Raw genomic sequence first — 14,752 nt, forward strand, 5'->3', positions numbered from 1 at the left:
TTCCCTTCGCCTGTCCTGACGCCGCCCCGCCTCAGGATCACCATCATAGCATATCAGCACGGACCAGATCGCGGGCAACATTGCCCCATCAAAACCGATTAACGATCAAATGCCAATCCCCGAAGCCGGGATCGGCCCCCAAACCGGATCATCGCCATGTTGCGTGAAAAGCCTCTCCGTCATCCCGTCAAATCCCATGCCGATCAAAAAAGGTCTGCGAATGGATTTGCATGGGCGCGCGTGGGGGCATCTATGGGCTTTCATGGGCAACAGGTAAAAATCACCCGGAAAACGGTTACTTTTGGCCCATTTCCACCCCATTCCGATCTGCCGCAAAGCCGCAGGAAACCACATTATCACCCTATTTGATCCCATCAATTCCCATTGACCCCCATCAAATCCCATGGTACCCCATAACTAGGCACATTTACGGTGTCATGCGGGGCATATCCATTTCGGCGCGGAAACTGATCACTCTCTGGCGGTTCGAAATGGTTTTTTGATCAGGGGAATGGCGAAGTGCTGTTCACAGGAACGCACATTCACAAGCTGGACCGAAAAGGGCGCGTCTCCGTGCCCAAGCGGTTCCGCGCGACCCTGGAACGTGAAACCTTCGCTGGCATCTATCTGTATCAATCCCACAAGGAAGCCGCCCTTGAAGGCTGTGGCGAAAGCCACATGGACCGCATTGCCGCGTCGATTGACGAACTGGCGATGTTCTCCGACGAGGCCGACGACCTTGCCGATACCATTCTTGGCGCATCCCACATGCTGCCGTTCGACGGCGAAGGCCGCATCATCCTGCCCCCGGAACTGATCGAATTCGCCCGCATCGAAGATCAGGTCGCCTTTGTTGGCCGTGGCCGCACCTTCCGTATCTGGAACCCGGAAATCTTCAAACCGCTGCAGGACGCCAGCCGCACCCGCACCTTCAATCGCGGATCGACCCTCAAACTCAAACCGGCATCCGATTTCGCGCCGGGCAGCCGCCCCGCTGCCCCGACCAGTGAAATCGCCCCGGATGAAGAGGGACCAGATGATGGGGGGAGCGCGTGATGAGCATCCATGACCTCAGCTTCGCCACAGGCGATGGCCCGCACAAGCCGGTGCTATTGCGCGAAGTTCTCGATGCCCTGGCCCCCAGGGCGGGCGAGATCATGGTGGACGGCACTTTTGGCGCGGGTGGATATTCCCGCGCCATTCTCGATCATGCGGACTGCGAACTTTACGCCATTGACCGCGACCCGACCGCCGTTGCCACCGGAAGAGCAATGGAAGCCGATTATGCCAATCGCTTCCACATGCTCGAAGGCTGCTTTGGCGATATGGGCACCCTTTTGCCCGCCGCTGGCGTTGATCAGGTGGACGGCATCGTCCTTGATATCGGCGTATCTTCCATGCAGCTTGATCAGGCCGACCGCGGATTTTCCTTCCGCGAAGACGGGCCGCTCGATATGCGCATGTCGATGTCCGGCCCGACGGCGGCTGATTTCATCAATACCGCCGACGAAGAAGACATCGCCAACGTCATCTATCGCTATGGCGAGGAACGCGCATCGCGCAAGGTCGCGCATAAAATCATCGAAATGCGCGCCGAGGCCCCGTTTGAAACCACCCTGCAACTGGCCCGCGCGGTGCGGTCGGTCGTGCGCAAATCCAAGGACGGCATTGATCCCGCCACCCGCACCTTCCAGGGCCTTCGCATTTACGTCAATGACGAGCTCGGCGAACTTGAACGCGCCATGCAGGCGGCTGAAAACCTGCTCAAACCCGGTGGCCGTCTGGTGGTCGTGACCTTCCATTCGCTCGAAGACCGCAGCGTCAAAACCTTCATGAAGGAACGGTCCGGCGATCCGTCGAAAATGTCGCGCCGCCTTCCGGGCGAGCCAAAGGTCGCAACCCCGACCTTCACCACCATCACCCGCAAGGCCGTAACCGCGCAAAAAGACGAACTGCGCGCCAATCCGCGTGCGCGTTCGGCCAAACTGCGTGCGGTTGCCCGCAATGAACAGCCAGCAACTCAAGGGGGGCGCAAATGACACGCGCCATGACCTTTATCGGGCTGTTTCTGACCATCGTTATTGGGGCGGGCACCTATTGGGTGTCGCACGAAGTCGAACGCCTTGAAAAACGCTATTCCGCCATTCAGTCGGAAATCCTCAATGAACAGGAAAGTATCCATGTCCTCGAAGCGGAATGGAGCTACCTGAACAATCCGCAACGCATCGAAAGCCTGGCCAAGACTTACCTTAAACTCGATCAGATCGCCCCGCTTCAGATGGCCAGCATCGATGACCTGCCCGAAGACGCCGATCTGCATCAATATCGTCTTGATAAATTCGGCGAGGCCGTCGCCTTCCTGCCGGTCCCGCGTGCGCGCCCCGATGAACTGGCCCCGGACGAAGCCGCCGAAGCCATGATCATCAATGCCCCGTCGCTTGCCGCAACCCGGTCCGATGCGCAGGAGGGCGGACAATGAGTTTCCATCGTTTCTCATACTGGCTGCGCGGTGACCGCCCGGAACTCAGCCCCGATCAACGCGAACGTCACGCGATTGAAACCGCGCGCAACCGCATCTTCATTACCGGTGCGATGTTTGCCGTTGGCTTTGTCTGGATCACGGCGGGTCTGGTCGATGCCACCGTTCTGCGTCAGGGCAATGAACCCGAAATGGCATCGGGATCGGATACCCGCGAACTTAAAACCGAACGCGCCGATATCGTTGATCGCAACGGCATGCTGATTGCGACCGATCTTCCGACCAACTCGCTTTATGCCGATGCGCGCGTGATCAAGGACCCGGTCGGATCGGCCGATCAATTGCTGACCGTGCTACCCGAACTCGATCGCGATACCCTGATCCGTCATCTAAGCTCGCAAAAGGCCTTCGTCTGGATCCGTCGCAATCTGACCCCTGAACAGCAATATGCCGTCAACTCGCTTGGCGTGCCGGGGCTTAATTTCCAGCGTGAAGAACGCCGCGTCTATCCGCATGGTCGCCTGTTTGCCCATGTGCTCGGCTTTACCGATATCGACAATAACGGCATCGCCGGTGTCGAACGCAAATTCGATAACGAACTGCGCATCAATAACGGCCCGCTGCAACTCTCCCTTGATACCCGCATTCAATACGCGCTTGAGGAAGAAGTCGAAAGCGCGATGAAAACCTATGATGCGGTCGGGGCGACCGGCATGGTCATGGATATCTATACCGGCGAAGTGCTCGGCATGATGTCGCTGCCCGATTTTGATCCGCACCGCCCCGGTCAGGCCCCGGCGGATGCGCGCTTTAACCGCGCAACGCTGGGCGTTTATGAAATGGGCTCGGTGTTCAAACTGTTTAACACCGCCATTGCGCTTGAAACCGGCACCGTCAATCTGCAAAGCATGTATGACGCCTCGCAGCCGATCCGCGTCGGGCGCTTCGCGATTAGCGACTATCGCGGCGAAAACCGCTGGTTGTCGGTGGCCGAAATCATCAAATATTCGTCAAACATTGGGTCGGCCCGCATCGCCCTTGATTTCGGGACCGAGACCCAGCGCAAATATCTCAAGAAATTCGGCATTCTCGATACCCCGAAAATCGAGCTGCCCGAAGTCGGTTCCCCGCTTGTGCCCAATCCGTGGCGCGAAGTGAACACCATGACCATTTCCTTTGGTCATGGCCTTGCCGTGACACCGCTTCAGGTTGTCAGCGGCATTTCCGCCCTTGCAAATGGCGGCATTTTGCGCCCGGCAACCATCCTCAAACAGGACGGCGCACCGGCGGGCGAACGTATTATTTCCCGGCAGACCTCGGACAAGATGCGGCGTTTGATGCGCCTCGTCGTGACCGATGGATCGGGCAAAAAGGCTGAAGTTCCGGGTTACTTCCTTGGGGGTAAAACCGGGACGTCGGAAAAACTCGTGAACGGGCGCTATGTCAAGAACGCCCGCATGTCGACCTTTGTCGCCGCCTTCCCGATGCAGGACCCGAAATATGTGGTTCTGGTGACGCTGGACGAGCCCAAAGGCACAAAAGAAACCTATGGATTTGCCACAGCCGGTTGGGTGTCCGCCCCGGCAGTAGGCAAGGTTGTGACACGTATTGCTCCCCTTCTGGGCATTGAACCGGCGAATGCGAAGGCGCCGGAGATTGAGCAAGCGCTGCAGATCGACCTTCGCAAGGGGGAGCGCAAACTTGCGTCTTTCTGAACTCATGGCAGGTGATCAAGCGGCACTTAAACATGCCGACGGACAGGACCCGAACATTACGGGCCTGACAGCAGACTCACGCACCGTGAAGGATGGCTATCTGTTTGCCGCCCTGTCTGGTGCCAAAACCGACGGATCGAAATATATCGATGATGCGATCCGCCTTGGTGCGGCCGCCATCCTGGCAAAGGAAGGCACGCCAAAACCCGTCGCCGCAACGGTTCCGCTGATCCCGGTGGAAAACCCGCGACAGCGTTACGCCCAACTGGCCGCGCGTTTTTATGGCAAACAACCGGCCAATATCGCGGCGATCACGGGGACGAACGGCAAAACCTCCACCGCCGTTTTCACCGAACAGCTCTGGACCATCATGGGCAATATGTCGGGCTCCATCGGAACCCTTGGCATTCGAGCTGCGGGTGCGAAAATCCCCGGCTCGCTGACCACGCCCGATCCGGTGGCACTGCATCAAAGCCTTAATGAAATGGCTGAAATCGGTGTCACCCACGTCGCGATGGAAGCCTCCTCGCACGGGCTTGATCAGCATCGCCTTGACGGGGTGAAAGTCACGGTTGCCGCCTTTACCAACCTGACCCGTGATCACCTTGATTATCACGGCAATTTCGAAAAATACTTCGCCGCCAAGGCCCGCCTGTTTGCCGATCTTCTGGCCGAAAACGGCACGGCAGTTCTCAATGCCGATGTCCCGCAATTCAAAATCCTGCGCTCGATGTGCGAAGGGCGCGGCATTTCGGTGATGTCCTATGGCGAAAATGCCGACGATATCAAACTGCTCGAAGCCAAGCCCGATGCCACCGGCACCAGGCTCAAGCTCGCCATCGAAAAGGGCGAATATGGTGTGCATCTGCCCCTCATGGGTTCGTTCCAGGTGATGAATGCGCTTGCCGCCCTTGGCATCGTCATTGCGTCGGGGGCTGATGTCGATGATGCGGTTGCCGCCCTTGAAAAGCTCGAAGGTGTGCGGGGCCGCATGGAACTGGTTGGCAAAACAAGCTTCGGCGCGCCGGTCTTTGTCGATTACGCCCACACCCCTGACGCGCTTGAAACCGTGATCAAGGCTGTCCGTCCGCACGCCAAGGGCCGCATCATCTGCGTCTTTGGCGCAGGCGGTGATCGTGACACCGGCAAACGCCCGGAAATGGGCCGCGTGGTCAAGGAAAACGCCGATATCGCCATCATCACCGATGACAACCCCCGAAGCGAAGACCCCGCCAAAATCCGTGCCGCGATCAAGGCCGCCTGCGACGGTGCGGTTGAAATCGGCGACCGGGCCGAGGCGATCAAACGCGGCATCGGCATCCTGCAACGCAACGATATTCTTATTATTGCCGGAAAAGGCCATGAAAGAGGCCAGATTGTCGGCGATACGGTTCTGCCGTTCGATGATGCCGCGGTCGCGCGCAACATCCTTCTGGGCGGTAACTGATTGATTTTAAAACCAGCCACGACGCCAAAGATCGTGCTGGATGCGGATACGAAAGAAACCCAAAAATGACCAAGGCTGTTTTATGGACGGCAAAAGACGCCGAAAAAGCCACCGGGGGCAAGGCCACCGGCAACTGGCAGGCGTCCGGCGTATCAATTGACAGCCGCAAGGCCGCAAAGGGCGATCTGTTTATCGCGCTCAAGGGCCCCAATTTCGATGGTCACAAATTCGCCCAGGCCGCCCTTGATAACGGCTGTGCCGCCGCCATGGTGTCGGACACCAAAACCCTTGGCAATGGCGCACCGGCCCTTGTGGTCGATGATACGCTCGATGCGATGGTCCGCCTTGGCCTTGCCGGGCGCGAACGCAGCACCGCCAAAATCGTCGCCATCACCGGCTCTGTCGGCAAAACCGGCACCAAGGAAGCCCTTAAATACGTTCTGAACGAACAGGGCCAGACCCACGCCAGCCCTGCGAGCTTCAACAACCATTGGGGTGTGCCCATGAGCCTCGCCACCCTGCCGGTGGCGGCCGAATATGGCGTGTTTGAAATCGGCATGAACCATCCCGGCGAAATCAGCCCGCTGGTCAAGATGGTCCGGCCCAAAGTCGCCCTGATCACCACGGTGGTTGGCGCGCATACCGAATTCTTCAGGGACGAGGCCGAAATCGCGCAGGCCAAGGCTGAAATCTTCGATGGCCTTGATACCGACGGCACCGTGATCCTCAACCGCGACAACATGCATTATTTTGCACTCGCACGTCGGGCCAAGGAACTCGGTATTAAGAACATCAAGTGCTTTGGCACCGATGCCATGGCCGATTACCGCCTGTTCGAAGCCAACATTGTCGCCAATGGTTCTGCCGTGCGCGCCCGCATTGGGGGCCGCGATATCGAATATTTCATCGGCTGCCCCGGCGAACACTGGGTCATGAACTCGCTTGCGGTTCTCGCTTGCGTTGATGCAATCGGCGGTGATGTGCTGCGCGCCGCACAGGATCTGGCCGATTTCACCCCGCCCGCCGGCCGCGGGGAAACCCATATCCTGCCGCTGCCCAATGGGGCTGATGGCACCTTTACCCTGATTGACGATGCCTATAACGCCAACCCGACCTCGATGATGGCGGGTTTAAGCGTGCTGGCCCAAAGCAAACCCGAAGGATCGGGCCGCAAAATCGCGGTTCTGGGCGATATGCGCGAACTGGGCGACGATGCGCAAAAACTGCATGCAGACCTGCATCAGCCGCTGGTTGCCCTTGGCATCGAACGTGTTTATACGGTCGGCCCGTTAATGGCCAACCTGACGGAAACCCTGCCTGCCGACCTTCTTGCCGGCCATTTTGACACCGCCGAAGACGCAATCACGCCGATCAAGGCCGATTTGCAGGCCGGTGACGTGGTTTTGATCAAAGGATCGCTTGGCATTTACGTTTCGAAAATTGTCTCGGCCTTAAAATCATCGGATGGCGCATCTGGCGCCGCATCCAAAAATTAAGACGCAGAAGGAACCCCCGGGGCGATGCTCTATAATCTGCTTTATCCGCTGGCCGACCAGTTTCCGATCTTCAACCTGTTTCGTTACATCACATTTCGGACCGGCGGGGCGATTATCACATCCCTTATTCTGGCCTTCGTGCTGGGCCCGTCCCTGATCAACTGGCTGCGCTCCAAACAAAGCGAAGGCCAGCCGATCCGCGATGACGGCCCCGAAAGCCACCTTCTGACCAAAAAGGGCACGCCAACCATGGGCGGCCTTTTGCTGTTGCTCTGCACCTCCATCGGCACATTGCTGTGGGCGGATCTGTCCAATGCCTATGTCTGGGCGGTGCTGCTGGTCACCATCGGCTATGGCTTCCTTGGCTTCCTTGATGATTTCCTGAAAGTATCGAAGAAAAACACCAAGGGCCTGCCGGGCAAACTGAAACTGCTGGGGCAGTTTTCCATTGCCGCCGCCGCTGCATGGTGGATTTCCACCAACACCGCCGATCCGCTCTCGACCGCGCTGGCCTTCCCGTTCTTTAAAAACTACCTGCTTGATCTCGGCTGGTTCTTTGTACCGTTCGCGATGTTCGTCATGGTGGGTGCATCCAACTCCGTCAACCTGACCGACGGCCTTGACGGCCTTGCCATCGTGCCCGTCATGATTGCGGCGGCCAGCTTCGCGCTCATCACCTATCTGATCGGCAACATCCAGTTCGCGGAATATCTGCAGGTCCATTATGTCGCCGGATCGGGCGAACTGACCATTTTCCTGGGTGCTCTTGTCGGGGCGGGTCTTGGCTTCCTCTGGTATAACGCCCCGCCTGCCATGGTGTTCATGGGCGATACCGGGTCGCTGGCCTTGGGCGGTGCGCTGGGTGCGGTTTCGGTTGTCACCAAACACGAACTGGTCCTTGCCATCATCGGCGGTCTGTTTGTCCTTGAAACCCTGTCGGTGATCATTCAGGTCGGCTCGTTCAAAATGACCGGCAAGCGCGTGTTTCGCATGGCGCCGCTGCATCACCATTTCGAAAAAAAGGGCTGGCAGGAACCCACCATCGTTATCCGGTTCTGGATCATTGCCGTCATTCTGGCCCTTGTCGGGCTGGCAACGCTTAAACTCCGTTAAATTAAGGACATCCCGCCTTGATCGACCTGTCACATCTGCGCGGCAAAACCATCGCGGTTCTGGGTCTGGGCAAATCCGGACTGGCCAGTGTAAAGGCACTGGTCAATGGCGGTGCCATCGTCTGGGCATGGGATGACAACGCGGAAAGCCGTGGCCAGCTGGAGGCCTTCGGCCTCGCCCCGATCAATCTCGCGGAATGTGACTGGACGGAACCCGACATGCTGGTCATAAGCCCCGGCATTCCGTCCACCTTCCCGACACCGCATCCAGCCGCCGAAAAGGCCCGGCGCGCTGGCAAGCCGATCATCTGCGATGTCGAACTGCTCTGCACCGCCCTTCCCGATGTGCCCAGCATCGCGATCACCGGCACCAACGGCAAATCAACCACCACGGCCCTGACCGCCCATATCCTGTCGAACGCCGGGATCAAAACCCAGGCGGGCGGCAATCTTGGCAATCCGGCGCTGGGCTTTGACCCTGCCGGTCCTGATGACTGCTTCGTGCTGGAACTCTCGTCCTATCAGCTCGAACTGCTCCATGACGCCAGTTTCGATGCCTGCGGCCTGCTCAACATCACGCCCGATCATCTGGATCGTCACGGCGGCATGGATGGCTATATCGGTGCCAAACGCCGCGTCTTTGCGCGCAACAAGGGCCCGAAATGGGCGGTGATCTCGGTTGATGATGATCCCTGCGCGCGCATGGCGGTCGAACTCGCCCGCGAAGGCGGTCGCCGCGTGATCGAGGTATCGGTCCATAAACCGGCCCCGCATGGCATTTACGTTGAAAACGGCTGGCTGATCGATGATCTGTCGGGCGCACAGGCCCGGATCATGGATCTGGTCACGGTCGCCCATATGCCCGGCGTCCATAACTGGCAAAACATTGCCTTCGCCTATGCCCTTTGCCGGGCACGCGGGGTTGTGGCATCGAAAATCATCGAAGGCATCATGACCTTCCCCGGCCTCGCCCACCGGCAGGAACGGCTGGGCATGGCCGATGGCGTCACCTTTGTGAATGACAGCAAGGCCACCAATGCCGAAGCCACCGCCAAGGCCCTTTCGGCCTATCGCGATATCTACTGGATTTTGGGTGGCAAACCCAAGGAAGGCGGCATTGACGGCCTGCAGGCGTTTTATCCGCAGATCAAAAAGGCCTATCTGATCGGCACGGCTGCCGATGCCTTTGCCGAAACGCTGGGCGATGACCTGCCGTGGCAGAAATGCGAAACGCTGGATCGGGCCACCGCCGCAGCCTTCCTTGACGCCAGGGAAGGCATCGCATCACGCACGGTCGATATGCCGGTCGTGCTGCTTTCGCCGGCCTGCGCATCGTTCGATCAGTTCAAAAGTTTCGAAGCCCGCGGCGATGCCTTCCGCGACCTGTTTAACGCGCTGGCACATGCCGGGCAGGAGAAACCATGAAATCCCTGTTTGGCAACAGCACCAACAACAACATCGCCTTTTCGCGGGCCGATACCTCGGTGCTTGGCATCTGGTGGTGGACGGTGGATCGCTGGATGCTGGCCGCCGTCATCCTGCTGATGGGGATTGGCGCGTTGCTCGTCATGTCGGCAAGCCCGCCGGTGGCGGACCGCATCAATGTCGACAGCTTCCATTTCGTCCGTCGGCAGTTCGTGTTTCTCGGCCTTGCCGCGATCTGCGCCTTTGGCATTTCGCTGCTCTCGATCAAATGGGTGCGGCGTCTGGCCTCGATCATGTTTCTGGGCGTGATCTGCCTTCTGATCATCACCCCCTTTGTCGGCTCGGAAATCAAGGGGGCGGTGCGCTGGATTCATCTGGCCGGGATCACCCTGCAACCGTCCGAATTCCTCAAGCCCTGCTTTGCGGTTGTGGTCGCATGGATGTTTTCCGAAGGCCGGCTTAACCCGAACTTCCCGGGCTATATCGTCTCCTGCATGCTGCTTGCGACCTGCATCATCCTTTTGATGATCCAGCCCGACTTTGGCCAAACCGTCGTGGTCACCGCCATCTGGTCGACCCAGATTTTCCTCGCGGGCCTGCCGATGGTGCTGGTCTTTGGCCTTGGCCTTGGCGTGGTCGGCCTGGCGGTTGGGGCCTATCTGGTGCTGCCGCACGTGCAGTCCCGTGTGGACCGCTTCCTTGATCCGGCATCGGGCGACAACTATCAGATCGACCGCTCGATGGAGGCCTTCATGAATGGCGGCCTGATGGGTCAGGGCCCCGGCGAGGGATCGGTAAAAAACTACCTGCCCGACGCCCATTCCGACTTCATCTTTGCGGTCGCGGGCGAAGAATTCGGCCTTCTGTTCTGCGTTCTCGTGGTTGGCGTCTTCAGCTTCGTCATCATGCGCGGCCTCTCGCGCCTGATGGGCGAACGCAACCTGTTTGTCGTGCTGGCCGTGACCGGCATTCTGGTCCAGTTCGGCCTGCAGGCGGTAATCAACATGGCCTCCACCCTGCAACTCGTCCCGCCAAAGGGCATGACCCTGCCCTTCATCTCCTATGGCGGCTCCGCCACCGTCGGCATCGCAATCGGCATGGGCTTCGTGCTGGCCTTAACGCGCAAACGTCCGGGCGAATAAGCCAACCGCCACAGAACATCCTTTTGATTCTACAACGCCAATTGGTCTTTGAACTCTTTGGATATCAAATCTCGAATCACAGACGCCTGTAATCGAATTTGAATCCATTCGACGGAAAAGTACGCGGCCCAAGGGTCTGATGCTTCAGGAAGCTTATCAATAGCCGCAATAAATTCCGAGATGCACCGACACAGAAACGGGCTCATTTTTTCGGCATTCTCTTCTACCCATTCGGTCAGCAACATATCGTCGATTGCATTACACATTTCATCAGGGGAACTGACCCATTTCCCAATGCCAAACCAACTTTCCCTTTGGTATTCAACGTCAGAGAAATCAGTAAATAGCGATAAGACCCTGGCAACCGTTAGATCATTCATCGACTGATCCTAAATTCAAAAACAGCACAAAAATCACCCGAGACACTACCACTATTGCCGAACCATCCAAACCACCGTCACTCCCGCGAAAGCGGGAGTCCATCTTGCCAAATGTTCTTCACGTCCGCATCCGGCCTTTTTGGCATTGACGCCACCGTCAATAAAGCGGATCATGCACCGTACACGGTACAGATCAGGATCATATGAAGAAACTTGAAGCACGTTTCTTCCGGACCCTTGGCGGGATTGAACCTGTCCGGGAATTTCTCAAGGAACTTGCGCCGCAAGACCGCAAAACGCTCGGCATGGACATCGCAACCGTGGAATATGGCTGGCCTGTCGGAATGCCAGCCTGCCGGTCACTCGGCAAAGGTCTTTGGGAAGTCCGCAGCAACATTTCCGACAAAAGGATTGTCAGGGTTGTTTTCTGCATCGCCGACGGACAAATGCTTTTGCTTCATGCCTTCATCAAGAAAACGCAAAAAACGCCCCAAACCGACTTTGACCTTGCTCTGACGCGCAAGAAGGAACTGGAACAATGACCAACCATACTGGCTCTTCTTTTGACGACTTCCTCGAAGAAGAAGGCATTCGCGAAGAAATCGAGACCGTGGCCATCAAGCGGGTTCTCGCGTGGCAACTGCGTCAGGAAATGGAAAAGCAGAATCTGAGCAAGGCCGAAATGGCCCGCCTGATGAAAACAAGCCGCACACAGCTTGAACGCCTGCTGGATGACACCAACGACAAGGTGCAGCTCGACACGATCCAGCGCGGCGCCAAGGCCGTCGGCCGCACGCTCAAGCTCGAACTGGTCTAAGGCCCTACACCTCCACCCTCACCACCCCTCCCGCGAAACGGGAGTCCAGCCTGCCCGTTCCTCAAAAACACCAGCCTTGATTGACTTTTAGCGATACAGTACCCGTACCTGTTCGCCCCAACCCAAGGCCCCACCATGATCGATATCCAGCACGCTAAACCCCGCCACCGCACCGGATGGGAACGCCTCTGGCGGCAAAACATCATCCAGTTCGGCGCACCCGATATGACCGATGATGTGATTGATGGCCTTTGGCAGCGCATCCTTGACCCAGACCACCCGATGCAGGCTTGGCTGGCACTGGATGCTGACCAAGATGATGATGACCAATCCGTCATCGGACTGGCCCACCTCATCATCCATCCGCACACCTTCACGCTGCGCAATGTCGCCTATCTCGAAGATTTCTGGGTATCACCCGATCACCGCAGTCGCGGCATCGGCGGCCTGATGATGGATGCCCTGCAAGAACAGGCAAAACAAAACAACTGGCTCCGCCTCTACTGGCTCACCGCCAGCGACAACCACGGCGCCCAGCGCCTTTATGACCGGCTGGCGAAACGGGTTGATTCGGTGCTGTATAAGATTGATACGGTTTAAAATGAGGACTTCATTATCATGGAAATCATCAAGAAAACGATCATCCCCTCTTTTTTTAAAGATCGTAGTTCACTTGCATTTTAAAACGCCACAAAGCTGAGAACCAGATACTCAAAGCTTTTGACTATTTCGGAATTCCGGCGCCGTCATCGCAAGGAAAGCTACCTTTCATAGCTAGCCAAATAAAGATGGATGCGGAAACATTCAAATCCTCTTTATTAGTCTGCATATAAGACTTCACGATATCAGCATAGTATCTCAACGGTTTCTTTTCCGGCGCACATATCGGTGCGTAAGGTGCGCTCATACTCTGGCTAGAAAAATTTGCTGTGGCGATCCCATCAAGAACACCGGCAATGTAAAGAAGGCAAACCAAATCCCCAGAAGTACCCTCCGCCTGCAAACAATTATCGCGTAATTGCATTGCATCAAGATGATTCCCTTTCATTTCCGGGAAGCCGCTTGCAGGATAAGCAGAAACAAAGAGGATGCCGACAATAACAATGATATTACGAACCATGACTATTCCTCCCTCAATCCAGTCATTATGCTAGCAGACCCACAACACATCCACATTAGTAAGTTTTATGTCGCAAAAGATCATTAGCAAATCCTGCGGAAAAGAATGTGATCTCTGGAATACCTGCTCCTGATAAAAAAGCTGGATTCCCGCCTGCGCGGGAATGACAAACCGGGGGTTCACTCTCCAACCACAAGAACCACCGTCACTCCCGCGAACGCGGGAGTCCATCGCGCCACAGGCTCGGTCTCGCCTTCCCGTCAACCGCGCCCCACATCCCAAAACCTCAAACCGCACCAATCCACCCCCAAAAAAACGACAAAATCCTCCCCTACAAACACCCGCGCTTGAAGGGATGTTAACCTTTCTCGGGTTCTGATAGGGGCAATCCGTCGTTGCATATGTGGATCTGATGACCGACATCCAGAATATTGAAGTTTCCCCGATGGAACACCCGTTGGCAGGACAGGTGATCGCCCTGACATCGGGCGGCACCGGCGGCCATATGTTTCCGGCGGTTGCACTGGCGCGCGCCCTTGTTAGGCGTGGCGCGCACGTGCTGTTTTTCACCGATGCCCGTGCATCGCGCTATACCGAGGGGGTCGAGGGGGTTGAAACCATCATCCTGCCGGCGGGCGGCATTGCCGGAAAGGGTCTTAAGGGCCGTCTGACCGGCGCACTTCGCCTTGGCCTTGGCACGATGAAGGCACGATCCCTTCTGAAAAAAGCCCGCCCCGCTGCCGTTATCGGCTTTGGCGGTTATGCCTCGATCCCCGCCACCCTTTCGGCCAAATGGCTTGGCATTCCCTTTGCCATTCATGAACAGAACGCGGTTCTGGGCCGGGCCAACCGGATGGTTGCGCGGGCCGCACACCGCATCGCCACATCCTTCCCGACGGTCAAGCTGATCGCACCCAATGACGCGGCCAAGGTCATCTGGACCGGCAACCCGATCCGCCATGAAGTCGCCGCCATCGCCAGCACCGAATATGACGCCCCGACGCCTGAGGGCCCGGTGCGCCTGCTGATCACCGGCGGGTCGCAGGGCGCGCGCGTCCTGTCCGAAATCCTGCCTGCCGCCTTGGTCGCCCTGCCACGTGATTTGCGCAACCGCCTGATCGTGACCCAGCAGGCGCGCGCCGAAGACATTGAAGCCGTGCGCAAAACCTATCAGGGTTCGGGCATTGATGTGACGCTCGCGTCCTTTATCGAGGATATCCCCGAACGTCTGCGCGACTGCCATCTGGTGATTGCGCGTTCCGGTGCCTCGACCGTCGCCGAACTGACCGCGGCCGGTCGCCCGGCCCTTCTGGTGCCGTTGCCGAGTGCGATTGACGATCACCAGCGTTTCAACGCCCAGCAGGTCGAAGAAGCCGGTGGTGCGTGGCTGATGTCACAGGACCGTTTCACGATCGATATTCTAAGCGAACGGTTGACCAAACTTCTGCAAAACCCGGCGGCGTTAACCCGTGCGGCAAAGGCCGCCAAGGCAACCGGTCGCCCCAATGCCGCCGAACGGCTGGCCGACATGGTGCTGGATCTGCTGGGGCTGAACCCGGCCGGTAGCCCCGATAATGACAACATGACAAAGAAAGACCCCCAGAAGGTATGAGGAGACA

The 14,752-nt window shown here is 57.7% G+C and carries 15 protein-coding genes; 13 read left to right on the top strand and 2 right to left on the bottom strand.

What is annotated here, in order from left to right; all coding sequences use genetic code 11:
* Window positions 1-519: 519 nt before the first annotated feature.
* The 9 genes from TH3_RS16005 (at window position 520) to ftsW (ending at window position 10,816) form a co-directional block, all read left to right on the top strand.
* Window positions 520-1,056, top strand: a complete 537-nt coding sequence (locus tag TH3_RS16005; protein WP_007089733.1) for a division/cell wall cluster transcriptional repressor MraZ — start codon at window positions 520-522, stop codon at window positions 1,054-1,056.
* Window positions 1,056-2,039, top strand: coding sequence for a 16S rRNA (cytosine(1402)-N(4))-methyltransferase RsmH (gene rsmH, locus TH3_RS16010; protein WP_007089734.1), 984 nt, complete (start codon window positions 1,056-1,058; stop codon window positions 2,037-2,039). The genes TH3_RS16005 and rsmH overlap by 1 nt, the downstream gene beginning before the upstream one ends.
* A complete protein-coding gene (gene ftsL, locus TH3_RS16015) occupies window positions 2,036-2,479 on the top strand; it encodes a cell division protein FtsL (RefSeq protein WP_007089735.1) in 444 nt (147 codons plus the stop codon). Before rsmH ends, ftsL begins: the two co-directional genes overlap by 4 nt.
* The gene (locus tag TH3_RS16020) at window positions 2,476-4,194 is read left to right on the top strand and encodes a peptidoglycan D,D-transpeptidase FtsI family protein (protein ID WP_007089736.1); all 1,719 of its coding nucleotides are present in this window, start codon (window positions 2,476-2,478) and stop codon (window positions 4,192-4,194) included. Before ftsL ends, TH3_RS16020 begins: the two co-directional genes overlap by 4 nt.
* Complete coding sequence (locus tag TH3_RS16025) at window positions 4,181-5,641, top strand: UDP-N-acetylmuramoyl-L-alanyl-D-glutamate--2,6-diaminopimelate ligase (RefSeq protein WP_007089737.1); 1,461 nt, start codon at window positions 4,181-4,183, stop codon at window positions 5,639-5,641. The genes TH3_RS16020 and TH3_RS16025 overlap by 14 nt, the downstream gene beginning before the upstream one ends.
* Before the next feature lie 65 nt (window positions 5,642-5,706).
* Window positions 5,707-7,137 carry a UDP-N-acetylmuramoyl-tripeptide--D-alanyl-D-alanine ligase gene (locus TH3_RS16030; protein ID WP_007089738.1) on the top strand — a complete coding sequence of 477 codons (1,431 nt, stop codon included), beginning with the start codon at window positions 5,707-5,709 and terminating at the stop codon, window positions 7,135-7,137.
* A 24-nt stretch (window positions 7,138-7,161) separates the two neighbouring features.
* Window positions 7,162-8,250, top strand: a complete 1,089-nt coding sequence (gene mraY / locus TH3_RS16035; RefSeq protein WP_007089739.1) for a phospho-N-acetylmuramoyl-pentapeptide-transferase — start codon at window positions 7,162-7,164, stop codon at window positions 8,248-8,250.
* Window positions 8,251-8,267: 17 nt separating this feature from the next.
* Window positions 8,268-9,674 carry a UDP-N-acetylmuramoyl-L-alanine--D-glutamate ligase gene (gene murD / locus TH3_RS16040; RefSeq protein ID WP_007089740.1) on the top strand — a complete coding sequence of 469 codons (1,407 nt, stop codon included), beginning with the start codon at window positions 8,268-8,270 and terminating at the stop codon, window positions 9,672-9,674.
* Window positions 9,671-10,816 carry a putative lipid II flippase FtsW gene (gene ftsW, locus TH3_RS16045; RefSeq protein WP_007089741.1) on the top strand — a complete coding sequence of 382 codons (1,146 nt, stop codon included), beginning with the start codon at window positions 9,671-9,673 and terminating at the stop codon, window positions 10,814-10,816. The genes murD and ftsW overlap by 4 nt, the downstream gene beginning before the upstream one ends.
* Window positions 10,817-10,845: 29 nt before the next feature.
* On the opposite strand, the gene TH3_RS16050 is transcribed toward ftsW, so the two are convergent.
* On the bottom strand, window positions 10,846-11,196 hold the full coding sequence (locus TH3_RS16050) for a hypothetical protein (protein ID WP_007089742.1): 351 nt from the start codon (window positions 11,194-11,196) through the stop codon (window positions 10,846-10,848).
* A 203-nt stretch (window positions 11,197-11,399) separates the two neighbouring features.
* On the opposite strand from TH3_RS16050, the gene TH3_RS16055 reads away from it, so the two are divergent.
* The 3 genes from TH3_RS16055 (at window position 11,400) to TH3_RS16065 (ending at window position 12,613) form a co-directional block, all read left to right on the top strand.
* Window positions 11,400-11,738 carry a type II toxin-antitoxin system RelE/ParE family toxin gene (locus TH3_RS16055; protein WP_007089743.1) on the top strand — a complete coding sequence of 113 codons (339 nt, stop codon included), beginning with the start codon at window positions 11,400-11,402 and terminating at the stop codon, window positions 11,736-11,738.
* Window positions 11,735-12,013 carry a helix-turn-helix domain-containing protein gene (locus TH3_RS16060; protein ID WP_007089744.1) on the top strand — a complete coding sequence of 93 codons (279 nt, stop codon included), beginning with the start codon at window positions 11,735-11,737 and terminating at the stop codon, window positions 12,011-12,013. Before TH3_RS16055 ends, TH3_RS16060 begins: the two co-directional genes overlap by 4 nt.
* Window positions 12,014-12,148: 135 nt before the next feature.
* Window positions 12,149-12,613, top strand: a complete 465-nt coding sequence (locus TH3_RS16065) for a GNAT family N-acetyltransferase (protein WP_007089745.1) — start codon at window positions 12,149-12,151, stop codon at window positions 12,611-12,613.
* A 124-nt stretch (window positions 12,614-12,737) separates the two neighbouring features.
* Here the strand turns inward: TH3_RS16065 and TH3_RS16070 are convergent, their stop codons facing one another.
* Complete coding sequence (locus tag TH3_RS16070) at window positions 12,738-13,133, bottom strand: Rap1a/Tai family immunity protein (RefSeq protein ID WP_007089746.1); 396 nt, start codon at window positions 13,131-13,133, stop codon at window positions 12,738-12,740.
* Between the two features lie 412 nt (window positions 13,134-13,545).
* Here TH3_RS16070 and murG point away from each other — a divergent pair, with 412 nt between their 5' ends.
* Window positions 13,546-14,745 carry an undecaprenyldiphospho-muramoylpentapeptide beta-N-acetylglucosaminyltransferase gene (gene murG, locus TH3_RS16075; protein WP_076519631.1) on the top strand — a complete coding sequence of 400 codons (1,200 nt, stop codon included), beginning with the start codon at window positions 13,546-13,548 and terminating at the stop codon, window positions 14,743-14,745.
* Window positions 14,746-14,752: the final 7 nt, after the last annotated feature.

It is taken from the genome of Thalassospira xiamenensis M-5 = DSM 17429, from assembly GCF_000300235.2.
GTDB lineage: Bacteria > Pseudomonadota > Alphaproteobacteria > Rhodospirillales > Thalassospiraceae > Thalassospira > Thalassospira xiamenensis.